This window comes from Flavobacterium sp. KACC 22763, assembly GCF_028736155.1.
Lineage (GTDB): Bacteria > Bacteroidota > Bacteroidia > Flavobacteriales > Flavobacteriaceae > Flavobacterium.
The window spans coordinates 1,970,751-1,996,591 of record NZ_CP117879.1; the positions used below are offsets into that span (position 1 = coordinate 1,970,751).

The following is a 25,841-nucleotide window of genomic DNA, read 5'->3' on the forward strand; positions in this document are numbered from 1 at the left end:
TTTTCTCTTTCAGATAAGGCGACCAGATTTACAAAGCAGTAATAATAAATTCGCTTCGTCTATTGGCTTGATGTTCTTCTTCGGTGCACGGAACACCATCTGAGCATGTATTGACAAGTTGTGTCTCCCCATAACCTCTTCCCGTTAATCGATCAGAAGAAATACCGTTTTTAACCAGCCAGCTAATTGTAGATTTTGCTCTTCGATTTGACAAAGCTTCATTGTATTTATGTGTTGCCCTGCTGTCTGTATGCGAACGTATATCCAATTTCATTTTTGGATATTCTTGCAAAACGGCCAGTATTTTTTCTAAATCTAAAGCCGCTTCATACCTGATATCAGATTTATCCAAATCAAAATAGATCATTTTGATTCCAAAGCATTTACCTAAGTCATCTCCCACAGTGACTCTGCAAGTTGACTTTTCTAAAGCTATGGGAAGATTGGTTTTGCCACTTGTTTTTTCAATCGTAACGCCAACTTCTTTCGTATTATAATCCGCTTGCTCTGCTCTTACACTATATTTTTTGCCACATTCGACAGGGAATGAATAATTTCCTGAATTGTCTGAAACTATACTATTCTTGACTATCATTTGATCGTCAAACAAAGTGACCTTGGTTTCAGGCAGAACTGCTCCCGTTTGAACATCGGTTATAACGCCATAAAGTTCCTGGATGCAATTAAGTCTTCTAGTTTCTAAGAAACTGTAGATGTCATCAGAACCATGTCCTCCATCTTTATTTGAACTAAAATACCCCTTACGTGATATCGGATCAATTGAATAAGCAAAATCATCCTTTGGAGAATTAACATCGGAACCTATATTTTGAATATTGCTTATTTTGCCATCTTTGCCAATATTCCCTACAAAAACATCCAATCCTCCCAAACCAGGATGTCCGTCAGAAGAAAAATAAATTTCATTTTCGCTGGTTACAAATGGAAACGTTTCTTTTCCTTCAGTATTAATTACATTTCCAAGATTTTCCGGTGTGCCAAATCCTCCATCTGAATTGATAGCCACTTTGAATAAATCAGATTGTCCGATTGTCCCGGGCATGTCAGACGCAAAATAAAGTGTTTTTTCATCTGGACTCAATGCAGGATGCGCCACGCTGTATGTATTGCTGTTAAAAGGAAGTTCGGTGATAGTTGACCATTTATTATCTTTATCTAATGTGGCTTTATAGATTTTTATAAAGGTAGTTTTGTTCTCATCTTTACCCTTTTTTCCGTTGAGGTAATTATTTCTAGTGAAATAAACTGTTTTTCCATCACGCGTAAAAACAGGAGAAGCTTCGTGGAATTTGGTATTTATTGCGGATTTAAACTTATTTACTTTTGTCGCGATTCCAGATTCAGGATTAATATCGGCATTATAGATATTAGTAAAATATTCGCCGGTCCATTTATGCTTTCGCTGTGTAAAATTTCCTGTATCTCTGGCAGAAGCAAAATAAAGCTTGTTGTTGTAAACAAATGCCCCATAATCAGAGTACTTGCTGTTAACCCCCGCATCTACAATTTTATATCTTCCGGAATTCTCTTTTATGACATCTAAATAATTTACGTCTTGTTTGTAAAGTTTGCCCCTGTTATCATTTTTTGATTTAACATTAAAATCATCCAACAACTTGTTTGCTTTGGCAGTTTCGCCGGTCGATTTTAATGATTGTGCATACCTGTAATAATATTCGGGTTCAACAGTTGTATTCATTGCAAATAACTCGCCATACCATTTTGCAGCACCTGCGAAATCGGAATTAAAATAATAAGAGTTTCCTAGCTTTTTGAACATATCCTCAGACTTGTATCCCTTCTCAGCCACTTTTTCATACGTTTTTATCGCATCGATGTAAGCGTAATTATCGTATTTTTTATCTCCTGAATTTACCTTAGCTTGCTGTGCAAAGGAAAAAGTACTTACTATGGTAAGGAAAAGTAATGTATAATTTTTCATGATACTTTTTTTTAGAAGAAACGAGGAGTTGTGATTTTTCCATTATTTATGAAGAATTCATAGCGCAGAAATATTTCATGCGATCCCGAATTATAATTTTTTAATTTAGTTGTTTCCTGATCATAACCATAACCAATATATAACCCATCTGTAATCTGAAAACCTGCCATAGCACTCACGGCGGCGTCCCAACGATAGGCAACTCCTAAAGTCAATTTTTCAAAGAATAAAAAATTAGCGGATACATCGACTTGAAGCGGTGCTCCTTCCACCATTTTTGTCAACAATGCCGGTTTAAATTTTATTTCCTGAGAAAAATTGAAAACGTAACCGCCTATCAAGTAGTAATTTATTTTGTCTTTATAAATTGCTACATCATTGTCGTCATATCTGTTGGTTTGAATAAAGTTGGGGACAGACAAACCAATATAAGCTCGATCTGAATGCCAATAAATTCCGGCTCCTACATTGGGAGATACATCGCTGTCTAAGTTTTGAAATTGAGGATCGCCTTGATTTTCTGGGTTTAGTTTGCTTGCATCAAGATTAAAGACGTCTACTGAACCTTTTATCCCGAAAGAGAGTTTCCATATTTCTGAGGTGGGAATAGTATAAGATAAATCTACAGAAAACTCATTCTCATTTGTAGGCCCGATTTTGTCGTTGACTAAAGATACGCCAAGCCCAATATTGCTATTGTTTATCGGAGTGTTTACAGAAATTGTATTTGTTTTTGGTGCACCATCCAATCCTACCCATTGGTCACGATGCAAAGCAAAAATGCTCAGCACGCCGCGAGAACCAGCATAGGCAGGATTTATGTTTATTGTGTTATACATATATTGCGTAAACTGCGCATCCTGCTGTGCATAACTGCCGCAATATCCAAATAGAAATATGTAAAAAAGTAATTTTTTCCTCATCTTTCAAATTTTTAAATTTAACATTAAGGCATGACGGATTAGTCATAAGAACTAGCGCTCTTCAACAAAATCAATAGAATACATGTCTGATTAGTCAAATCAGTTCCAATAGCTTTATTGGAATCTTACAGACTAGACCAAAGTGAAATGATAAAATTTTAGGAGTGCAATATCCGGTTTGGAAAATATAAAGTGAATCAACACTTTATCAAAAGGCTTCAATTGGTTTGGCTGATAATGAATTTTAAATTCTAATAAATACTTAATGACAAAAAAAAGGTGGGGCCAAAAATTGATGACAAACCGAATGAGTTTATCATGAATTGATTTATGATGGGGTAGGCAAAAAATTTGAGGGCAGAAATTCAATTAATAATACACTCATTTTATTGATCAGATAAAATAAGGAAATCTAGTTCTCATATCATTTCTTTTACAATGAGAACTGGTTAACAGCCTGCATTAAAAAAAATCAAACAAAATAATTTTAAGATCTCTAAAGATTCAAAATTTGAGTAGTTAATCTACTCGCTCAATCATACTATTATATAAAATTTCTGTTTACTAAAGTTTAAAAACTCAATAATAGTATTAAACCTCTTACAAATCTAAAAAAAAATATATTGATAATCAGTATTTTATATTATTTAATTTTACACTTTAACATAAATAACTCTCAATATAGCTTTTTAACTTTTACTTTTCCTGGAGATAGCTCTAAAGAAATAAACCAATGTTTAACTCCGTTAGAACAACATTCACGTAATTCATAAAGCCAAAGAAAGACAACTCTACCTTAAGCATAAAAATCTTTTCAAATTCTCCATATTATTTGTAAAATTGTATATTAGTTTATTGCCATAAACTTTTTTAGTTTTTATGTTTTTTTACATCAATCCCCAACAGGACATCTAAACCAAATTTACAAAGCCAATGGAAGACAGACATTACATATAGTACGCCAATTTCTTCAAATCATCCAAAAATGATGCTGTAATTTGTCCTGTCCCCGTCACTATAAAAAAATGAGAAACTTGAGAAATTGGCACTTCTCAGGCTTTATATTTTTCCTGATACGAAAACAGGACCCGAACCATTACCTTACCAATCTTACTAAACCATCAGCAATCGAATAACTATCAAATACATCTGCCGGTAAAATCAACCGCACTCTTTTCCCAACTCCCTTTCGCCGGCCAAAATCAAAATCAAAATAAAAAAAGAAATCAATCTAAAAGAAAAGAAACTAACTAACTAACTAACTAACTAACTAACTAACTAACTAACTAACTAACTAACTAACTTTAAACAGTCTATCCATTTAAACAAATTCCCTAACTTAATCAGTTTTGCCGTAATCGGCCAAAATCATAATTAGGAAACATCTTTAAAAAGAAAGAAATTTTTATAGCAGGAGGTTCAAATCTCCAGCGAAAAGTACTGGTTCAAAATCCGCCAAGGTCACTATAAAAAATGAAAGCCTGTAAAGTACATATTTTTGCAGGCTTTTTTAAGCTTCTGGCGCTACAGCGGATTTTGACTAAATTAAGCTCATTTTTCGGATTTGCCAAACCATCAGCCATCCCTTTTACCATTAAGCTAATTGCTCAAATCTGTTGTGGTGGCTGTTAGCTGATCATTGTTTTAACAATCACTATCTATTTCAATTTTGTTGTAAGCAATCCATCGTTTCATATTTCCAACCATTCTTTTCAAATGGTCTTCATTCAAGAATATATTTGTCCAATATTCAAATCTGTCACATTGAATACTAATGTAGTAGGCCATAATTGCTAAACAAGCAAAAGGCAGAAGCTTTTTTTCTTCGGCACAAATTTCTGTTACAGTTTCGTAACCTTTTAAAAAGCTTTCTGCTTTTATCTGATACTCTTCTTCGTTCAAATTAGTTGAAAGTAGCTGAAAAAGGAAATAAGAAATGTCAAAACATAGATAACCGTTGCCACAAAAGTCAAAGTCAAAAAATGTTATTTCTTTTTCGTCATCAATGTGTAAATTGTCAAACCAAACGTCAAGATGAACACTTCCATATCTCGTTTTTTGTTTATCAATACTGCCAATTTTTAGCATTAAAAATGCAGATAGTTTTTCTAAAAATTGAATTTCACTAATGTTTTTATTAAAGAATTTTTTTATTCTAAGAACAGGTATCGCAAGCAAGTTATCATTATTATAAGATATTCTATTTAGTTCGAACTTTTCTGTAGATAGATGAACTTTTGCTAATGCTTGTCCAATTAGAAAACTTGTTTGATGTGAAAATTTTGCTGTCTTTGCTCCTTTGGCATATGAAAATAAAACACCAAATCTTTTTCCTTCAGGTGCTTCAATTTCTTGAATGTATTCGCTGAATTTATCTGCAATCGGATAAGCAACTTGTCGGTTGGTTTCCTTTAAGTGAAGCAAAAGTTTCAATTCTTCTTCAATTTCTAATTTTGTACGCCAATTACATGTGTAAACTCTAAAAACGTATTTCATTTCGTTGTCATGAATAATGTATAAATGGTTCATTGCAAGTCGAAATATGCTGCATTCAGTGTTGTCGCTTAGCTCATATTTTTGCTGAATAAGTTTTCCAAGTTCATTCGGTGATAGTGTGCTATTTATTGTTGGAAATTTATCTGTCATCTAATTCTTCGTTTCTTTGATTTGGGTCGCTTTATAATGAAGGTTAGCTAGTTAAACTTCATAGAGTATTCAAATATATATTAATAAGCTCATAAATTATATAAAAGCGTAAATTTCGATTGATGAATAGGAATACATTTCTTTTATCGGCAAAAAAAAACATTTTTACATTGGTTTTTCGTCTTATATTTGCCGATAACGGAATCATACAAAAACATGAAATATCTTTCAGTAGTAGAATTTGCAAAAAAACTGAATCTGTCTGAAAGGACAGTTCGCAATTATTGCTCTACAGGGAAATTAAAAGGGGCGTTCCTAACCGGTAAAACTTGGAATATTCCTGAAGATGCAGTAATCCCTAAAAAAGAAAATAGAAAAGCAGGTGCAAATATTTTATTGGACATTCTAAAAGAACAAAAGAATATGAAGCTGAAAGGCGGCATCTATCACCGGACACAAATTGATTTAACCTATAATTCAAATAAAATTGAAGGAAGTCGGCTAACTCATGACCAGACAAGATATATTTTTGAAACCAATACAATTGGAGCATCTAAAGAAAGCGTCAATGTAGATGACATTATTGAAACTTCCAATCACTTTCGATGCATCGATTTTATTATTGAAAAAGCAAATAATAAGCTTACCGAATCCATTATAAAAGAACTCCATTTTTTATTAAAGTCCGGAACTTCCGATAGCGGAAAAGATTGGTTTAATGTTGGGGAATATAAAAGAATGCCCAATGAAGTTGGAGGCAATGAAACCTGTCCCCCTAAAGAAGTTTCTCAAAAGATGAAAGAACTGCTGACGGATTACCATGCGATTAAAGATAAAAATATCGAGGACATCATTGATTTCCATTATAAATTCGAAATCATACATCCTTTTCAGGATGGGAATGGCCGTGTGGGAAGGCTAATTATTTTCAAGGAGTGCCTAGCCAACAGTATAGTGCCATTCATAATAGATGAACAGCTTAAGCTTTTCTATTACAGAGGGCTCCAGGAATGGACTAATGTAAAAGAATATCTGATGGATACCTGCCTTACTGCGCAAGATAATTACAAATCGGTTCTCGACTATTTTGAAATACCATACAAGTAAAAGAACAGGGCAAATCAATCAATTTAACAAATAAAACACTTATAGCTACATCATAAAGAAAAACAGCAAAAAAGCAAGCCAAACACTTGAAAAAACAATAAGTTAAACATTAAATTTTAATGATTTTATCTTCATGGCAAAATCGTGGCATTCAAATTGGCAAAAATTATAAACGTAGGATACATACGGGTTTCAAGCTTCAAGTTCGAATCCTGCTCCCTTTCGAACCTACGATCACAAGCCAATAAGACTATCGCCGAAAGCTTAGAAAGACTTTCAAAATTCCCGTCTCAAGATAATGCCCCTAATTCTATTAGATATTCATTAAAGTTACAAGCCGTTCCAAACCACGATCCCCTTCGCCGGCCAAAACAAAAACAAAAACAAAAACAACAAAAACAAAAACAAAAACAACAATAAAAAAAACTAAAAGAAAAGAAAAGAAAAGAAAACGCATAACTAACTAACTAACTAACTAACTAACTAACTAACTAACTAACTAACTAACTAACTAACTAACTAACTAACTTTAAAAAAGTCTATCCATTTAAACAAATTCGCTAACCGAATCAATTTTAGCATCGCCGGCCAAAATCGCATTTAAAAAATCTTTAGAAAGAAAGAAAGAAAGAAAGAAAGAAAGAAAGAAAGAAAGAAAGAAAGAAAGAAAGAAAGAAACAGACAGCCAGCCAGTCCAGTGAGTGTCAGACCCCTTGAAAAAATGCGCAGTAATACCCCAAAAAATCCCGAGACGTTCCCCCGCATCCCTTGACAGGACAGGGATTTTTGCCTAATTTTGCCCTATGAACCATGAAGAGATAAAACGCTATTTTGAGCATAATCCCCCGCCCAAGGAAGTAAGATTGACTCCTTGGGCCAATATCACAGATACCCAGGTGTTTCTAAGGAGCTGCTATTCCACCATCAGAAACTTCAGCGGCCCTGTGGAGAGATGCCCCGCCTTCTGGCACCTGAGGGATTTCTATCTTCTAATGAAAAAAGCGCAGCAGCAGCCGGCTGCAACAGAAGAGAATCCGATAGGGGAAGAAAATATCACCCAGCAGAACAGCAGCCCGCAGACAGACCAATAGCCGTCATCATCTAAAGTCCGGCCGGTCAAAAGGCTGCTTTGCGGCCAATCGGGACAGAATCCGGCAATATGGAGCAATCCATCCGGGCAGAATTGCAGATATCCATGAAAGAGCGCTTACAGCGGATGCCGTATTGGAACATTGTTTGAATTAAAAATTAGACCGACAGCGTATACTTGGATTAAAGCGCAAAAACATTGATGTCCTGCCCTACTAGCCCCGATTGCTTCGCCAGTTCGCTTTCGATCGGGTAAAACGCATAGCGGGAAAAAGCTTCCGAAAAACAATATAATACACAATCTAAAGAGCCAGACAACAACAACAACAACAACAACAACAACAACAACAACAACAACAACAACAACAACAACAACAACAACAACAACATTTCAAGTGAATAAAATACTAAACAATCTAATAAGCCATTTGGCAGAGAACCCAAGGAAACTTTTCCTTATTGACTCTTTAGGGGCAGTTTTGACAGCATTTTTCCTGTTTACAATAATGCGGCACTTTAATGAATATTTTGGAATTCCAAAAACTGCATTGGCTTACCTTGCGGTAATAGCAGTTTGTTTCTGTTTTTATTCGAGTGCCTGTTTTTTGTTTTTAAAAAGACGCTGGGCACTTTTCATAAGCCTTATCGGCTTTGCAAACCTGCTTTATTGCGTGCTGGCAATCGGACTGCTGATTAAATACTGCCATTTGCTGACAATAATTGGGACGGCCTATTTTTTGATTGAAATAGTAATTATCTGCGGACTTAGTTATATCGAACTCAATGCGGCAAAAAGAAATAAAAAAAAAGCAGCTGACAACTAAACTGCTCGCAGGAAAGCACTTCTTGCAGCCGCTGCAGCGGGTTTTTGCAATTGGTTTAATAGAAAATCAGCGCAGTATCTGGGATGATCTACCTGGTCGCCTCGCCTGTACCCTGTAGGAACAAGGATTAAAGATAAAAGTTTTCTCAACGGCTAAGAAATTAGTATTTAAAAACTAAAAGCCGAAACATAAAAAATGAATTTAGCCCGGATTGCTTCACCGGTTCGCTGCTGCTCGGGATGGAAAAATGGCTCAACCAGCATCATAAGGAGAAAATAAACGGCTGACAATGGGAAATGAGACGCCGGTCTTATTATTCTAAAAGAAGTCCATAAATTACTGCATCTAAAATAAAAACTCTATTGCAGAAGCCGGCAGCCTATCATATTTATGAACCTCAGGCATCTGATGGCTAAAAAAGTAAACATAAACACTCGCAAATAGCATTCCATTGGGCACCCTACATTATCTCAGGTGCCGCAGCCTTAAATGTCAAGGGACAAAAGTGGATTCTTATACCGCTAAATGTATCCAAAAATAGTTTTATTGTAGCCAAAACTAACAATGTAGTTAAAAGTGATAAGGTCTAATATATGCATTTGTCTTTTGAGATAATTCGCATTTAATCAGTTAAAGCAATCGTCTGTTTTGCTACAAGATCCAAAATGAATTGTGTATTGCAGCATTTTGCATATCAGTTATTTAGAAATAACAATATCAATCCTTTCGATGCGAAAAACCTGATTTGAAGCAATAGAAACATCACTCCGTCATGAAGCCGTAATGGCTTTGACCATATTTGAATGCAGCATCAATGCTGCAGTTTATAGAAATATAATATAGGGCAAAGACAAAAATTTTTGTTGTTTATTTCTTTGGGACATGCAGCTTTACATGTTTATTGAAAAAAAAAATATTTTCAAATTGCGCACTGTATAATTATACTCTAAATGTGCAAAGATTCTCTATGAATTCGGCTTATATAAAATATTCTCGAACATCCTCTTGATATAAGTAAGCTGGTTTTAACTTGTCATTTATTTTAAAGTTAATGTTTTTGTTTTAAAATAAAAACTGGACTGAGCCAGAAAACAGTTTTCTTCTGTAAATGGCATAATTGATTCTGGATTGCTGTCTGCAACACAAATCATGCTGTTTAAATAATTGCCTTTTTGATTGCTAAAAAGCATAATATCTTCGCCGACTATTCTAACTTTAAAAAAAATATTATGAAGAATACCTCTTTTATTTTAATGTTGCTATGCTGCTTTTCTTTAGCAATTAATGCTAAAAATACAGAAGTTTATCCAACAAATTGGTGGGTAGGAATGAAGACCAATTCCATTCAATTATTAATTCGAAGTACTGATGACTCTTTTACTACAGATAAAATCAACATCAATTATCCGGGAATAGCGATAAACAAAACTTATTCCTTTCCAAATTCAAAATACATTGCGGTAGATATTACTATTTCACCCGAAACTGCTGCTGGTGATGTAATTATTGAATTGAATCAAAAATCTGGGAAACAGAAAATAAAATGGCCTATATACAACCGAAGAGCTGGTAACGGAATACAATATGCTCAGGGAGTGACTTCCAGCGACTTTATCGAATTGATTATGGTTGATCGCTTTAGTAATGGAGATACTGCCAATGATAAAATCAAAGGAATGCGTGACCAGTCCCTTAATCGAAAAGAAATGTATGATCGTCATGGAGGAGATTTGCAAGGTGTGATTAATAATCTGGACTATATTCAGGGGCTTGGAGTTACAGCATTGTGGTTTACTCCGGTTATGGAAAATGATATGGAGAAAAGAACTGAGCATGGTTACGCAATTACAAATCATTACAAAATTGATCGAAGATATGGAGGAGATGCGATGTATGAAAAATTGAGCAATCAGCTTCACTCAAGAGGAATGAAGCTTATTTTTGATGCAGTTTATAATCACATCGGATCGTTTCATTTTCTAGAATTAGATCCTCCTGCAAATGACTGGGTTCACCGCTGGCCAGAATATACTCAAACCAATTATAGAGAAATCCCGCTTTTTGATCCTTACGGAACAAAATCTGACAAAAAGAAAATGAGCGATGGCTGGTTTGATAAAATAATGCCAGACATTAATCAAGATAATCCGTTTATGGCCAATTTCATTATCCAAAATTGCATTTGGCATATTGAAAAGTTTGGTATTGATGGAGTTCGCCTTGATACTTATACCTATAATGACCTGAATTTTGCCAACCGCTGCAACAAAGCTATAATGGATGAGTTTCCTAAGATTTCCATTTTTGGCGAAATCATGGTGCACGGGGTAGCAAATCAGGCTTATTTTGAGCAGAATAATATAGATACACCGTTCAAAAGCAATTTGCCTTCAGTTGTAGATTTTCAGAGTCTGTATTACGGAATCATTCCAGCTTTGACAGAACCTTTTGGGTGGAAAGGCGGAGTCAATCAATTGTATTATACTTTGAGCAGTGATTTTTTGAGTAAAAATCCAATGCAGAAAGTATTGCTTTTGGACAATCATGACGAGGCTCGATTTTTTTCATTAATGGGAGAAAATGCAGAAAAGCAAAAAATTGGGTTTCAGTGGCTGCTGACCTGCAGAGGAATTCCACAGCTATATTATGGTTCTGAAGTTTTGATGAAGGGATTTAAAAATCCAGATGGCTTACTAAGAGCTGATTTTCCAGGAGGATGGAAAGAAGATGAGAAAAATGCTTTTACAGGAAAAGGAATGACTGATGACGAAAAATCGACACAGGAATTGGTTCGCAAGCTGGCTAATTTTAGAAAAAATGCATCAGCAATCAAAACGGGAAAAATGATGCACTATACGCCTGTAGATGGCTTATATGTTTATTTTAGATATGATGACAGCCAAACAATAATGTGTGTGATGAATACAAGCAATTCTGAAAAAGAAATTGATTTTCAAAAATATAATGAAAGGACAGCCGGTTTTGCTTCTGCTAAAAATGTTATTACAGAAGAAAAAATTTCGACTTCTCAAAAAACAGTTATTCCAGCAACAAAAATGTGGGTTCTGGAATTAAGTAAATAAAAAAATCGGCAAAAATAACCAATATGGCTTTACAGCGAATAAAGATTTTGCTGACAGTCTTCTTTTCAATTCAATATTGTTTAGCACAGGAACAGTCTAAAATTGAAAAAAGAAGTTATACCACAAAATCATTAGAAAATAATAAAGCTCCAATAATTGATGGAATTTTAACCGATTCAAGCTGGGATATCGTAGATTGGCAAACCGATTTTATAGAGAATCTTCCCGATGAAAATACAGCTCCAACAGAGCAGACTAAGTTTAAAATTCTTTACGATGCTAAATTTTTATATGTTGCTTTCAAGTGTTATGATAAAGAGCCCGAAAAAATTGTAAAACGTTTGTCAAGACGAGATGGTTTTGACGGCGATTTTGTCGAAGTGAATATTGATAGTTATCACGACAAGCGTACTGGATTTTCGTTTACTATTTCGGCATCGGGAGTTAAAAGCGATGAATTTATTGCAGATAATGGGAATAACTGGGATGCAAGCTGGAATCCGATTTGGTATGTAAAAACAAATATTGACTCAGAAGGCTGGACTGCTGAAATGAAAATTCCGCTCAGTCAGTTAAAATTCAGTGCGGGCAAAGATCAAATTTGGGGTTTTCAAGCTACGCGCAGGTATTTTCGAAAACAGGAGCGATCGGTTTGGCAACGTATCCCGGCTGATGCGCCGGGCTGGGTAAGTGAATTTGGAAATTTAGAGGGTTTAGCCAATCTTAAACCCCAAAAACAATTGGAAATTCAGCCTTACTTTTTAACGCAGCTTGATACATATGAACAAGAAAACGGAAATCCATTTAGAGACGGGGAAGATCTCACATTAAATGCGGGACTTGATGCTAAAATTGGAGTTACAAATGATTTGACGCTGGATTTGACTATAAACCCTGATTTTGGTCAGGTTGAGGCCGATCCTGCTGTAATTGCTTTGGATGGATTTCAGATATTTCTTCAAGAGAGACGTCCTTTTTTTATCGAAAACAAAAACATTTTCGATTGCAATTTTGGAAACAATGAAGACAATCTTTTTTATTCCAGACGTATCGGTCGAAGTCCGCAAGGGATAATTACAACTCAAAAAGAAGATTTTATCAAACGTCCTCAAAATACAACCATTTTGGGTGCCGCAAAATTTAGCGGGAAAACAAAAAATGGTTGGTCATTAGGAATTATGGAAAGCGTTACGGCAGACGAATATGTCAAAATCGATAACGGTCAAGAACGACAAGAAGTTCATGTAGAACCGCTTACCAATTATTTTGTAGGCCGTGTTCAAAAAGATTTTAATGACCGAAATAGTTTTCTGGGAGCAATCTTAACGGCAACCAACAGAAATACAGATGAACCGCAATTTCTACTTTTGCGAAAAGCAGCATATACCGGCGGATTGGATTTCAAGCACAATTGGAAAAATCGGAAATATTTTATAGGTGGAAATGTAATTTTAAGTCATGTCTTAGGTTCAAGAGAATCGATTACGAACACGCAGAAAGAAATTTCACATTTGTTTCAAAGAGCAGATGCTGATTATGTTTCTGTTGATGAAAGCAGAACGTCACTTACGGGGACGGGAGGAAAGATTGAAGCAGGAAAAGCAGCTGAGGGACACTGGCGATATAATGCGACACTAACCTGGCGTTCGCCGGAATTGGAGCTCAATGACATTGGCTTTCTGCGTCAGGCGGATGAAATCAAGCAGACTTTCTATGTAAGCTATCAATCTTTAAAACCTTTTGGGATTTTCAGAAGCGGAATGGTGCGTTTAGAACCTTTTGTAACCTACGATTTTGGAGGTTTTCACAATCGGACTTATTATGATCTTTTGGGGAAATCAGAATTTAAGAACTATTGGTGGGCGAATATCGGTTTTTCTTATAAACCTAGAATCTATAATAATGCCTATTTGCAGGGCGGGCCAAAATTTAGATTTTCAGAAGAATTTGTAAGCTATAATACTTTTGGTTCGGATCCGCGAAAAAAGCTTCGTTTTCAAGCTGGAGTGTTTTTCGCCCAAGGAAAAAACAATTCTTTCTCGTATAAGGCAATAGATCCTAGTGTGACGTATCAGCCAACAAATGCGTTGTCGATTAGTTTGAATCCAAATTTCAATGTTAATCAGAGTAAAACACAATATGTAACGCAATCAAATTATGAAAACGGAATTCGATATATAACTTCGCATTTGGAACAGCAGACATTAAGCGCTTCATTGCGGCTCAATTATAGCATAAATCCCAATTTTACTATTCAGTATTATGGACAGCCATTTGTGTCAACTGGAAAATATTCAGATTTTAATTACGTTACCAACCCCCGTGCAGCCTATTTTGCAGATAGAGTTGTAACATACAATCAAAAGCAGATTTCATTTGATAGTGCAACAAATATTTATAATGTTGACGAAAATCAAAATGGGACCAAAGACTATTCCTTTCGTAATCCTGACTTTTCATTTGTTCAGTTCCGCTCCAATTTGGTTTTAAGATGGGAATATATACCAGGCTCAGAAATTTATTTGGTTTGGTCGCAAGGAACAAATGGTTCGGGAAATCCTATGGACGATTTATTTGTTAATCTGGACACACAAATTTTAGGCAAACAACCGCAGAATACATTTATTTTCAAAATGACCTATCGCTTTTTGCTATGAAGAAAAAACTAATCTCTAAAAAATAAAAAATGTTTAAAAAAAATATACTCTTACTTCTGATTCTTTTTCCTCTTTGTATCTTTTCGCAATCGGATGAGATTGAAAAATCAGTCCAATATTTATCCAATAACAAAAATACGCCAGAGGAATATATTGCTTCAAAATTTGCTCAAAAGGATATAATCCTTCTGTCAGAAGAGCATCGGGTTAAGGAAAATCTTCAATTTGTAAAGAGTTTGATTCCTGTTTTATATCAAAATAAAGTATATAATTTAGGAATGGAATTTGGCGCAAGTGAAAATCAAGCGCAATTAGATTCTTTAATTTCTGCTCCTGAATATAACAAGGATTTAGCTCGAAAATTAATGTTTAACTACAATTCAGGGTGGGCTTTTAAGGGGTATACCGATTTGTATGAGGCTGCATGGTCATTTAATAGATCCCTTCCTAAATCTTCGAAAAAATTTCGTATTTTAAATTTAAGCTATCGTTACGATTGGTCTTCCTTTTCTGGACAACGAACTTCTGAAAAAATGAAGAAAGTTTTTTACAAAGGAAACACTGAAACATATCGATTCTCTATTGTAGAGAAAGAAATTGTTACTAAGAGAGAGAAAATTTTGATTCTCACCGGAGATGTCCATGCATTTACAAAGTATAAATTTCCAGTTTATGATTTTTTGGGTACTGATTTTATAAGATTTGAAGATGGCTATTTTGGGAATCAGCTTTATGCTAAATATCCACGATTAGTTTATTCTGTTTTATTGCATAAACCTTTCAGTAATCGTCCTGATACAAAACCGAATTTGATTTCTCCGGCAGATGGAAAAATCGAAATTATAATGGAGAAAATCAATAATACACCAGTTGGTTTCGATTTGGCTGATACTCCACTTGGAAAGCTTAAGGATAATAGTTATTATTCAATGGGATATCAGGACTTTACTTTGGAAAATTTTTATGATGGCTATATATTTCTGGCACCAATAAATAAACTTTCTGGTTGCGATATTGATCCGAAATTTTTAACTGCGAGCAATTGGAATGAAGCCCAGGAAAATGTAGCAGATCCTGATTGGAGGCCAAGGCCAAAAAACATGGAGGAATATTGGAAACAGATTCGGGAATATGGAGATATTGCAAAGAAATATGGTGAGGTAGACAAGTATTGAGGTTAAACGCATTCAAATTAAAAATCCCTATTTCATAGCAGGCCACCGCTTTGCAAGAAACCATACATTATCTAACCGAAGTCATACTGCATAAATGCGGCCTTTACAAATAGCGGTACATGAGAATGCACCGCTAATTGACGCAAAACCATCTATGCCACCAGCTATTCCTCGATTGCTTCGCCAGTTCGTTTTGCTAATGTGCAGTGGAAATCCCTTTGTGAACGCACAGTTGGAAAAGCTCATGAAAAACAATATTAAACCTAAAAAAACATTAAATACAATGACGATACTGATCACCCAAATTAGATTCCGCTGACCATTGCTGATACTAATTAATTTACCGGCCAGATTATCTGATAGCTATTTTAAGCGTTACCCGCATAACTGGTCCAAACCTTCCTCCAAAAAACAATAGTAGAAATAATTAAAAAAATAAAATGACAACACAGATCTACCGGAAAACGTCGGCCATGATGGCAAGAATTTTAAAAATAAAAACAAGAGGTTCTTACAAATCCATCTTGATTTTTTTGTATATATAATAAATCGAGTTATTGACCATCCATGCATAAGCACATAAACCTTGCCATAGTTTTTGAAAGCCCACCCTTGGGTACGGAAAACCAATAGTCCAAATACGTCAGTAGCTCATCCATATAACTATTGCAGCTCACGGGTATAGCACCTCAGAAGATTACAAGTACATTTAACCCTGCAGATAATCATTCTGTTTTCAATAAATTTAGTAAAAATCAACATCAGTTATATAATATAACCTTTTCGGTCAAGTAAAGATGCAGCCATGCCAGAAAAAACACAAACCAATACCGACAGATGGTGTATTCTAATACCGATTTTTGCTCCAATAGAGATTCCTGCCAGAACCATACTGCTGGAAGAAGGCAGTGTTTCAAAAACAATGTTTTTCATTGAAAAAGGATGTCTTAGGACCTGTACCTAAATCATACAAGTCATCCCACAACATTACATTGCTTCCTATTTTAGGCATCACATCTATATCGCTCATCAGGGTTCTCAACAGGCAATAAAAACTTTTTTTTAAAACAATTGTTATCGATAGTCTGTCTAGTGATTTGCTAATTTTGCGGTTTATCCTTACAGAAGAAAATTACAGAACCATGATACACGCTTTTAGAACATTAGTCAAAAAAAGACACCGATCAATAAAATTAAATCTGTTCTTAATTCAAACTTACAGGACATACAGCCAAATTTTGACCTCGAAGATTTCGATAAAATTCTGCGGATTGAAAGCAGAAAAAAAATAACTTATAATAGATGACTATTTAGCGGAAACATATTACTATTTAGCATTAGCATACAAAAAAGAGAGCAATATAAGTTTGTTCAAAGATTTTTTTAAAAGGCAAAGATTTTTATAAGAAAGGATATGCAATTAAAGAATAATTACACTTATCCCTTGATAAAATTTACTATCAAGAAATAGAAAAATTGTTAAAATAATTTCTTGCCTGATTCTGAAAATAACATGACAAAAAGAATCAGCGAAGCCGATCGAGAAGTGAGCATTATGATTCAAAATATTGTAGCTACAGCAGTGAGGGCTATCAAAAAAAAAAAGAATATAACCTAACTACGAACAAACTATTGATTGGCAGTAATTTCGATTTGTCCCGATAGCATTATTAAAAAAAGGCCATCCTAAGATGGCCTTTTATCACAATGGAAAATTAATAATTTTTTGTAACAGTGTAAGTTTTTGCAGTGAAGTCAACTACAATAGTATAGTTTCCTGCTGTTACAATTGGAATATTCGTGCCGCCTGCATCTAAAGTTCCATCACTTCCATTATCGCCGTAATTTGTTGCCCAGTCATCATCTAATCTAAATTTGATTTCCCCCGCGGCTAAATCCATCGTGATGGAATATTTTTTAGAAGCTGAATTATAATTTAAGTCAGCATCGGCTGTCCAACCGTCACCACCTGTTGTTGCTGCCGTCGCGCTGCCAATTATGCCCCAGTTTGGCCATGCAGGGTATGGCGTTACGGTGATAGTGTAAAAATTAGATGTTTGCGGCAGTGCGTTAACTGCACCGACTGTAGATCTAATTCGTACATCCAGCTTTCCTTCGACAAAAGATGTAAGCCCAGCATTTAAAGCGACGGCATTTAATTCTTCAACTGTAAAGCTTTTAAATGTAGCGGTGGTTACACTCGCTATAGTAGGATTTTTAAAATCGGTACCAGCTTTTGCCACTTCAATTGTATAATTAATAACTGTTTCAGTTCCCTCATAATGTGCTTCATTCCAAACAAAAGTAGTCGCTAAGCTTGTAGCATTGGCATTTTCGAGCACAATATTAAAATTAGATTGCGGAGTGAGCAGTACTGGCGCAATCCCCTCAGTGATTACCGGTCTGTTTTCAACATCATCAGCATTACATGACACTATTAATATGGCAATTAATGCAGCCAGAATTTTATATATATTTTTCATTTTATTATCTTTTATATGTTAGTTATATCCAGGGTTTTGTTTTAAAGTCGGGTTAGCTTGAATGGTTGTGCTGGGAATTGGCATAATATCTCTGTAGGATTGTGTAGAAGTCCCATTTTGAATGCCTCCCTTCCATTGCCATAGTTTACTTGAACCGGTAAATTTGTCAAATCGAATTAAATCAGTTCGCCTGTGGCATTCCCAAAACAATTCTCTTGCCCTTTCTGCAAGAATAAAATCTAATGTTAAATCGGAAGTTGAAATACTAGTTGCATTAGCTCTTTTTCTGATTTTATTCACGTAACCTAAAGCTGTTTCGATATTGCCGTTTGATGCACCTCTTAAAGTTGCTTCAGCATACATTAAATATGCATCTGATAATCTAAACATCGGAAAATCTGTATCTGGAATATCATTTCTTTGCGCTGCGCTTCCATCAGAATTTACATTAGTGTACTTGGTAACTGCGTAACCGTTTGAAAAAGCGCCTACGTTAGCAATATCTAAGGTTTGTCCATTGGTATAGAAAGTGCCTCTGACATCTCCAGTAGCATTTTCATCGGGAAACAATTGAACAAATTCTTTTCTTGTTCTGATGCCTGACCAGCCCCCATCCATCCCTTGGGTCGCGGCATCCATTGTTCCTCCTATAGAAGCGTGCAAAATGAAGCTCATACCTCCGCCTGTAGCTCTAATAGCATTACCGTCATTGATCACCGGGAAAATAAATTCATTTTGCGCTCCATTGACATTATTGTCAGCTGCAAATAAATATCGGTATGGCACATCTGCAAAACTGTAAGCTGAATTAATAACATCATTGCAGGCCGCTATTGCCTCATCATTCTTTGCCGTTCCGCTATATACTTTTGCATTAAGATAAATTTGCGCCAATAAAAATTTAGCAGCTGTTTTATCTATTCTTCCGTATTCATTTGCTCTTGAAGCGGCAAGGCTTTTGTCTAAATCTTTCAATTCGGATTCAATGAATGCAAAAACTTCTGCTCTTGCTTTTTGTTCGGGATAGAAAAAACCAACTGGGTCCTTCTCCGTGATAATAGGCACATTACCAAAGAGATCCATCAAATTATAGTATGAAAATGCTCTTAAGAAGCGGGCCTCTGCCCTAAAGGTGGTAATTTCACTTTTCAGGCTGGCATCAACACCTCTTTCTGCTAATTTTTCATCTGTGGTTTGCCTTAAAAATTCATTAGCAATACTAATATGGTAAAAAGCTCTGGAATACAATCCATATAAGAATTGATTATTGGTGCTCCACGTCTGAAAATTTAATGCTGGCAGACCATCATCTCCCCACGATACAATAGCTTCGTCCGTTGTAAACTCTTGCATTGCAAACAATAACCTCAAATAGCTGCTAAAATCTCCTCCAATTCCAGCAATATCAGCAATTCCATCACCATCATTTCCTCCGACATATAAACCTGCATACAGCTTAGCCAATCCTTGTTTATAGGATGAGGGGTCTTTAAAAAAGGAATCTGATAAAAATTCATCATCGTCTTTTGGGGTCACTTCTAGGTCGCTTGTACACGAAGTAAGCACCATATTTAATCCAAAAATGAATAGAAGAAAATAAGCTATATATTTAAATGATATTTTCATTTTTATTTTTTTAAAATTTGTTCATGAATGTACTATTACAAATTGGCATTAACTCCAAAGAAGTAAGTTCTGGCTCTTGGATAAACATTACCATCAATGCCATTAAACTGTTCAGGATCCAAACCGTCGTATTTTGTGAAAGTCAAAACATTTTGAACTCCTGCAGAAAATCTCAATGCGGCAGACTTTAATATCTTTTTCCCTAATGCATAGCCTATTGTCAGGTTATCTAATTTTATGAAAGATGCATCTTTTATGAAATAATCAGAATAGTTGCGTTGGGTTCCATTTGAATTAGTTTCAGCATCAAAACCCGTGTTATAATAATCTATAGTAACATTGGCCAAATCAGTTTCTCTTCTTAAGCCTGCCTGCAGGTATCCTTTATCAGAGCTTATATTGTCAAAAACATAATTTCCTAAACTAGCTCTCCAATTCATTGTAAAATCAAAATTTTTGTAATTCAATGTGCTGACAAAGCCAAACGTATAATCCGGTGCCGCTTTGTGAAGCCTGTAACGGTCCTCGGTGTTAATTTGCCCGTCTTTATTTCTATCTGCGTAAGCTCCTTGGATCGGTCTTTTATTTGCATCATATAGCTGCTCATAAACATAAAAGGTATTGGGAGCAAATCCTACAGAGTTAATTTGTATCTGATTACCATTACCACCTGCAATACCTCCAGTGGTATATCCTTGAAAACCCGGAACAGTAAAGCCTAAATTGGTTATTTCCTGTTTAATATAAGTTGCATTAAAAGCTAAATTCCAGTTTAAATTATCATTTTTTATAATGTCTGATTCGATGCTAAATTCAACACCATCTGTCTTTACGCTGCCTACGTTAGAAAAACCCTGATTTCTCATATTCGCGCCATCAGGATAAGCAATAAAAGCTAAAAGATCATTTGACTTTTTATTAAAATAGTTGATGGATCCTGTTATTCTATTATTGAATAATCCATAATCTAAACCTATATTGGCTTCAGCTAATTCTTCCCATTTAATGTCTGGATTATAACCTTCAGTTCTTGCTACCCTGTAGATAGTGTTTCCAAAAATATACTGAGAGTTCACCGTGCCCAAAGTCACTCTTTTTAGATAATCGTACGAAGCACTAATATCCTGCTGTCCAGTCTCACCATACCCTAATCGTAATTTAAGATTTGATAAAGCACTATTATCTTTCAAAAACGACTCACTTGAAATGTTCCATGCGAAAGCAGCGCCTGAAAAATTACCCCATCTGTTTTTTTCAGAAAAACGCGAAGTACCGTCTCTTCTATAATTCAATGTTAATAAATACCTGCCATCATATCCTAGATTTACACGACCAAAGTAAGACTGCAAATTAATATCTGGATCCGTTTGAACATCAGGCTCAGTACCGGGAACTCTTACATTATTAGTTGTAAATCCTTCTCTTTGAAACATTTGATAGTTATAGCCTGCCGTAACATCAGTTTTAAACTTTCCTAAATCTTTGCTATAATTAAAATAGGCATTTAAGTTTTTATTTTGGCGCGAGTCCGTATAATGCGTATTTCCTCCTTTATTCACCCAATTTCCTGAGCTAAAAACATTAGGCTGATATCCAGTGGCACTTTCAGTGCTTATATCTATAAATCCGTTGCTATCAAATTTATCAATGCCCAATTCAAGCACAGCCCTTAAATCTTCAAAGAAATGCAAATTATAATCTAACCTTACATTTCCCCATTTTCTAGTAGAGGTTGAACTGTTGTTCGTCTGATCTAATAAAGCCACAGGGTTCCTTCCTGGCAATAAGGGTAAATTGCCATTTGCTTCTAACCATTCGAAATATCCGCCATAACGAGATCCCGTCTGGTATACTGGCTGCGTAGGATCAAATCCTATTGCATTGCCAATTACAGCGCCTTGATTTTGAAATCTATTTTTACCAAAAGACAAATTACCGCTAATATCAACTTTTAAATGGTTATCAAATAAAACAGGATTCATAGTCAATGAAGCAGTAGTCCTCTCAAAGCTTGTATTTTTTAATATTCCAGGGTTGTTAATGTTGCCTAAAGAAAGCCTAACAGGAAGCTTGCCAAATAGCGCACCGCTTGCGGATACATTATTGTTGGTTGTCAGTACAGTATGAAAAATTTCATCTTGCCAATTTGTATTGGCAGTGCCTAACAATGCCTTCTGAGCTGCTGAACCTTTTTCATTTACTAAATTCCGAAATTGATCAGCACTCAATACATCGACTGTATCAGCAACAGTATCCACGCCGGTTTGAGAATTGAATGAAACCTTCATTCCAGCCTTAGAGCCTTTCTTTGTTGTAATTACAATTACACCATTTGCAGCCCTAGATCCATAAATTGCAGCCGCAGATGCATCTTTTAAAACTGTAAACGACTCAATATCATTAGGATCTATTGTAGCCAAAATACTTGTAGCCCCGTTCGGTACCGCATTACTAGTGGGAAGTCCGTCTATTACAATTAAAGGTTCGTTTGAAGCATTTAACGATGAGCCTCCTCTAATTCTAATGTCCGCTTTTGCTCCAGGCGCTCCTCCGCCTGTTATATTCACGCCTGAAATACGGCCCTTAATTAAACTCTCAGAAGTAACGTTAATCCCTTTATTAAAGTCTTTTGCTGCAATTTGTGAAACAGAACCTGTTGCATCTTTTTTCTTAACAGTTCCGTAACCTACCTGAACTAGAACTTCTTTGAGCTGGTTTGCATCTTCTTCTAAAAAAACATTTAATGTTTTTTGTCCTGTGTAATCAATGGTCTGGGTTTTGTATCCAATGAAAGAAACAACAATTTTGTTTCCGCTTCTAACATTTGACAGTTGGAAATTACCGTCAAATCCCGTAGATGCACCGTTTGGAGCACCTTGTACATTTAAATTTACTCCCGGTATTGGCTGACCCGTCCTTTTGTCAGCAACAGTACCGCTTAACGTGTTCTGGGCTAATACTGTAAAAGGCACCAATAGGAATAAAAATAACAACTTTCTGTAAATTGTTTTCATAAGTTTGGTTTAAATAAGTTTGGTTGTTAGTAATACTGTTTTTGCAAAATCGCTATGATCTAAGGAGAGATTATTTCGATTTCGCTGACACAAAATTATGAAGCGTTTAAAGTCTTAATTTTGACAATAAAAAAAATGTAGCTAAACGAGTTGTTACATACGCGCAAACACCTTAAAAACAAACAATTAACACCATTTAACACCTGTAAAAAGTAGTGCCTATGTAGTAAAAAATCAGATTTGAGCTAGGCAAATCGCATTTGCAAAAAAGTTAGTTTAACATTAGATTTATTACGCTAGTAAAAATTGTTAATTCTTTAATGCTCTGCGCTTCAATCGAAATATTTTAAATTAAAATGCCTTAAAAAAACTAATTGGTTTGATCTCTCTCAATAATCCTGAAGGCACAAAATCTAATATATTTTGTAGAAGATTTTCTGATTTGATCCTTAAGTGTTGATAATGCAGAATATGCAGGAAGATTTTTAATTCTGCCCACCGCCAAAGGTTTGTTTCAATAGTTTTTTCTTGCTAGGAATCTCCAAAAAAAAAGTCACAAAACAGGAAGGAGAAACTTTAAGTTATCAGCCTAAATACGCAATTACAGATCAGAAATTGAATTTTCAGAGTAGCATCCTTGCCGAAATGGCGGGATCTTTTGAGGCTGATATACCGAATATATCTTTTAATTGTGAATATGATCCGCTTTTGAATGCTGATGGCTAAAAAGCCATCTATCATTAAAAACTTGAAGGAGACTAAACTTATAGGAATATTCAGCACCATAATCGTTGGACGCTCAACTGAAAGAAAGCACTCTAGGAAGTACTTATGGGGATGCATCTTGGAATTGAAATTTTCCGAGTTGAAGTAAAAAGAATATGAATAGGACTGTTTGCACAATGAAGATAAAAACCCCTCAAATTGCTTTGAGGGGTTTAGGGATAATAAAACAGCTTTTATTTTATTTAAACAATTAAATAGGTAAAATTAATTTCCAAAGTCATTAGTCTCTATTTCAATTCAATAATACTTATAGCATAACCGCCTCCCGGAGCAGTATATTGCGCTAATTTAGATTTACTATCAACTTTTATCTTTCGAATAATATAAGCCTGCGGATTGGTTTTGTAATGCGCTTCTTTTGCATCTGCATAAATGGTTGCTTGGTAATTTTTACCTTTTTTTAGGAAATCCAAAGTAATAGATGAAGTTCTTGATTTTTCACCATTTACGTTACCTATAAACCAATCCTCCGTTCCTTTCGCTTTTCTTGCAACTGTGATGAATTCTCCAGGGTCAGCTTCTAAATATTTACTCTCACTCCAGTCTACAGCAACATCTTTAATAAATTGGAAAGCATCTGGAAAACGCTCGTAATTTTCCGGCAAGTCAGCAGCCATTTGCAATGGGCTGTACATTGTTACGTACAATCCTAATTGATTTGCCAAGGTGCTGTTTAAATGCGAATTGTTTTCTGGATTAATTTTGCTGATATTCATTTCAAAAATTCCAGGAGTATAATCCATTGGGCCGCCAATTAATCTGGTAAATGGCAAAATTGTAACGTGATTAGGCTTGGATCCCCCAAAAGCCTGGTATTCTGTTCCTCTAGCCGATTCATTTCCAATTAAATTTGGATAAGTTCTGCAAATCCCTGTTGGACGAATCGCTTCATGTGCGTTGACCATGATTTTATAGTCTGCCGCTTTTTCAATTGCAAACTGATAATGATTGACAAGCCATTGATTATAATGATTTTCACCGCGCGGAAGGATTGGCCCCACATAGCCGCTCTTTACAGCATCATAACCATTGTCTTTCATAAAACGATAAGCTTTGTCCATATGACGTTCATAATTGCGTGTAGAGCCGGAAGTTTCGTGATGCATGATTATTTTAATCCCTTTCGATTTGGCATACTCCTGAATTCCTTTTACATCAAAATCAGGATAAGGGGTTACAAAATCAAAAACATAATCTTTAGACTGGCCAAACCAATCTTCCCAGCCTTCGTTCCAACCCTCTACCAATACCGCACTAAACCCATTTGCAGCTGCGAAATCAATGTATTTTTTTACATTAGCCGTATTGGCGCCATGTTTTCCGTTGGGTTTAGCTTTTGCATAATCGGTAAGCCCTAATTGCACTGTTGGATATTCATCGGTATAGGCCCAAGTGCTTTTCCCTGTAATCATTTCCCACCAAACCCCAACGTATTTCATTGGTTTAATCCAAGAAGTATCCTCGATTTTACAAGGATCATTTAAGTTCAAAATCATTTTTGAAGCCAAAATTTCCGTGGCATCATCACTTGCCATAATAGTTCTCCAAGGCGATTGGCAAGGTGCCTGCATATAGCCTTTATCACCTTTGGCGTCTGGCGTTAACCACGATTCAAAAACCATATTCTTGTCATCCAAATTCAAATGCATACATGAATAATTAATTAAGGCGGCTTCATGCAGATTGATAAAAAGCCCATCTGCTGTTTTCATCATCAGGGCCGTCTGGACTCCTGTCGGCGAAAAAGATTGCTGCGAAACATTTTCGGTAGTGGCTTTTTTAGTCAAACCTCTTATTTCAGACAATTTAGAAGTCGTATAATCGTATTCCTGAGTATCATAATCTCCTGGAATCCAGAAAGCGGTATGGTCTCCATTCATTGCAAACTGGCTTTTTTCTTCTTTAATAATAAAATAAGTTAGATTTTTTTGCAAAGGAAATTCATAGCGAAAGCCTAAACCTTCGTCAAACAATCGGAAACGGATAACCAGCTGTCTATCGGTTCCTTTTTGGTTTAGGGTTACCGCCAATTCATTATAATGGTTACGAATGCTGGCTACTTCTCCCCAAACTGGCTTCCAGTTTTCGTCAAAAGTACTCTTGGCAGAATCAATAACTGTGAAATCATTCAGTAATGATTTTGAATCATTTTTCAGCTCCAATCCCAGTTTGCTCGGCTTAATAACTACCTTGTCCTTATAATTCAAGCTATAAATGGGTGTGCCATCACTTTGTAAAGAAAACTTCATTTGAAATTTTTGATTGGGAGATTTTAATTGCTGCGCCAACAAGCTATTAGATGCCAGGCACAGCAAGGTCAATAGTAAGAAATGTTTCATTTGAATTGAGTTAATAAAATTAATGGTTTGTTTTAGCTTTTTTAGTTCCATCAAATTTAAAGCGTTTTTTCGGCCACAATTCTTGCTATGATGGTTTGGTAGCAAAAAGTCAGCCCTAAAAAGCAT

General features: G+C 35.4%; 15 protein-coding genes. 8 read left to right on the plus strand and 7 right to left on the minus strand.

Annotation, left to right across the window (positions count from 1 at the left end):
* Positions 1 to 28 precede the first annotated feature (28 nt).
* The 3 genes from PQ463_RS08260 to PQ463_RS08270 form a co-directional block, all read right to left on the minus strand.
* Entirely contained in the window at positions 29 to 1,963 is a 1,935-nt protein-coding gene (locus PQ463_RS08260) for an OmpA family protein (protein ID WP_274257194.1), read from the minus strand.
* A gap of 11 nt (positions 1,964 to 1,974) precedes the next feature.
* Complete coding sequence (locus PQ463_RS08265; RefSeq protein ID WP_274257195.1) at positions 1,975 to 2,886, minus strand: PorP/SprF family type IX secretion system membrane protein; 912 nt, start codon at positions 2,884 to 2,886, stop codon at positions 1,975 to 1,977.
* A gap of 1,644 nt (positions 2,887 to 4,530) precedes the next feature.
* On the minus strand, positions 4,531 to 5,532 hold the full coding sequence (locus PQ463_RS08270) for a phosphotransferase (protein WP_274257197.1): 1,002 nt from the start codon (positions 5,530 to 5,532) through the stop codon (positions 4,531 to 4,533).
* 216 nt (positions 5,533 to 5,748) lie between these two features.
* Here PQ463_RS08270 and PQ463_RS08275 point away from each other — a divergent pair, with 216 nt between their 5' ends.
* From PQ463_RS08275 to PQ463_RS08305, 7 genes are all read left to right on the plus strand, one after another.
* Complete coding sequence (locus tag PQ463_RS08275; protein WP_274257198.1) at positions 5,749 to 6,639, plus strand: Fic family protein; 891 nt, start codon at positions 5,749 to 5,751, stop codon at positions 6,637 to 6,639.
* A gap of 803 nt (positions 6,640 to 7,442) precedes the next feature.
* Positions 7,443 to 7,730, plus strand: a complete 288-nt coding sequence (locus PQ463_RS08280; protein WP_111376081.1) for a DUF6965 family protein — start codon at positions 7,443 to 7,445, stop codon at positions 7,728 to 7,730.
* A gap of 393 nt (positions 7,731 to 8,123) precedes the next feature.
* Entirely contained in the window at positions 8,124 to 8,552 is a 429-nt protein-coding gene (locus tag PQ463_RS08285; RefSeq protein ID WP_204251867.1) for a hypothetical protein, read from the plus strand.
* Positions 8,553 to 9,781: 1,229 nt separating this feature from the next.
* Entirely contained in the window at positions 9,782 to 11,635 is a 1,854-nt protein-coding gene (locus PQ463_RS08290) for an alpha-amylase family glycosyl hydrolase (RefSeq protein ID WP_026729741.1), read from the plus strand.
* A gap of 23 nt (positions 11,636 to 11,658) precedes the next feature.
* Positions 11,659 to 14,292: a DUF5916 domain-containing protein gene (locus tag PQ463_RS08295; protein WP_274257203.1), complete on the plus strand. Its 2,634-nt coding sequence runs from the start codon at positions 11,659 to 11,661 to the stop codon at positions 14,290 to 14,292.
* 29 nt (positions 14,293 to 14,321) lie between these two features.
* Positions 14,322 to 15,467: a ChaN family lipoprotein gene (locus tag PQ463_RS08300; RefSeq protein ID WP_051234440.1), complete on the plus strand. Its 1,146-nt coding sequence runs from the start codon at positions 14,322 to 14,324 to the stop codon at positions 15,465 to 15,467.
* Positions 15,468 to 16,272: 805 nt separating this feature from the next.
* Positions 16,273 to 16,431 (plus strand): hypothetical protein, encoded by a 159-nt coding sequence (locus PQ463_RS08305; RefSeq protein WP_204251866.1) that lies wholly within the window; start codon positions 16,273 to 16,275, stop codon positions 16,429 to 16,431.
* A gap of 751 nt (positions 16,432 to 17,182) precedes the next feature.
* Here PQ463_RS08305 and PQ463_RS08310 read toward each other — a convergent pair.
* The 3 genes from PQ463_RS08310 to PQ463_RS08320 are packed head-to-tail and all read right to left on the minus strand — an operon-like array spanning position 17,183 to position 22,590.
* Positions 17,183 to 17,950: a SusE domain-containing protein gene (locus PQ463_RS08310; RefSeq protein WP_274257206.1), complete on the minus strand. Its 768-nt coding sequence runs from the start codon at positions 17,948 to 17,950 to the stop codon at positions 17,183 to 17,185.
* Between the two features lie 18 nt (positions 17,951 to 17,968).
* Positions 17,969 to 19,576, minus strand: coding sequence for a RagB/SusD family nutrient uptake outer membrane protein (locus tag PQ463_RS08315; protein WP_026729737.1), 1,608 nt, complete (start codon positions 19,574 to 19,576; stop codon positions 17,969 to 17,971).
* Positions 19,577 to 19,611: 35 nt separating this feature from the next.
* Complete coding sequence (locus tag PQ463_RS08320; RefSeq protein ID WP_274257207.1) at positions 19,612 to 22,590, minus strand: SusC/RagA family TonB-linked outer membrane protein; 2,979 nt, start codon at positions 22,588 to 22,590, stop codon at positions 19,612 to 19,614.
* A gap of 528 nt (positions 22,591 to 23,118) precedes the next feature.
* On the opposite strand from PQ463_RS08320, the gene PQ463_RS08325 reads away from it, so the two are divergent.
* Positions 23,119 to 23,316, plus strand: a complete 198-nt coding sequence (locus PQ463_RS08325) for a hypothetical protein (RefSeq protein WP_111376080.1) — start codon at positions 23,119 to 23,121, stop codon at positions 23,314 to 23,316.
* Positions 23,317 to 23,603: 287 nt separating this feature from the next.
* Here the strand turns inward: PQ463_RS08325 and PQ463_RS08330 are convergent, their stop codons facing one another.
* The gene (locus PQ463_RS08330) at positions 23,604 to 25,715 is read right to left on the minus strand and encodes a glycoside hydrolase family 97 protein (RefSeq protein WP_026729735.1); all 2,112 of its coding nucleotides are present in this window, start codon (positions 25,713 to 25,715) and stop codon (positions 23,604 to 23,606) included.
* Positions 25,716 to 25,841: the final 126 nt, after the last annotated feature.

Bases quoted from the DNA above. Each gene is read 5' to 3' on its own strand.
- PQ463_RS08260 (WP_274257194.1), bottom strand. From the start codon at position 1,963: ATGAAAAATTATACATTACTTTTCCTTACCATAGTAAGTACTTTTTCC.
- PQ463_RS08265 (WP_274257195.1), bottom strand. From the start codon at position 2,886: ATGAGGAAAAAATTACTTTTTTACATATTTCTATTTGGATATTGCGGC.
- PQ463_RS08270 (WP_274257197.1), bottom strand. From the start codon at position 5,532: ATGACAGATAAATTTCCAACAATAAATAGCACACTATCACCGAATGAA.
- PQ463_RS08275 (WP_274257198.1), top strand. From the start codon at position 5,749: ATGAAATATCTTTCAGTAGTAGAATTTGCAAAAAAACTGAATCTGTCT.
- PQ463_RS08280 (WP_111376081.1), top strand. From the start codon at position 7,443: ATGAACCATGAAGAGATAAAACGCTATTTTGAGCATAATCCCCCGCCC.
- PQ463_RS08290 (WP_026729741.1), top strand. From the start codon at position 9,782: ATGAAGAATACCTCTTTTATTTTAATGTTGCTATGCTGCTTTTCTTTA.
- PQ463_RS08295 (WP_274257203.1), top strand. From the start codon at position 11,659: ATGGCTTTACAGCGAATAAAGATTTTGCTGACAGTCTTCTTTTCAATT.
- PQ463_RS08300 (WP_051234440.1), top strand. From the start codon at position 14,322: ATGTTTAAAAAAAATATACTCTTACTTCTGATTCTTTTTCCTCTTTGT.
- PQ463_RS08305 (WP_204251866.1), top strand. From the start codon at position 16,273: ATGCCAGAAAAAACACAAACCAATACCGACAGATGGTGTATTCTAATA.
- PQ463_RS08310 (WP_274257206.1), bottom strand. From the start codon at position 17,950: ATGAAAAATATATATAAAATTCTGGCTGCATTAATTGCCATATTAATA.
- PQ463_RS08315 (WP_026729737.1), bottom strand. From the start codon at position 19,576: ATGAAAATATCATTTAAATATATAGCTTATTTTCTTCTATTCATTTTT.
- PQ463_RS08320 (WP_274257207.1), bottom strand. From the start codon at position 22,590: ATGAAAACAATTTACAGAAAGTTGTTATTTTTATTCCTATTGGTGCCT.
- PQ463_RS08330 (WP_026729735.1), bottom strand. From the start codon at position 25,715: ATGAAACATTTCTTACTATTGACCTTGCTGTGCCTGGCATCTAATAGC.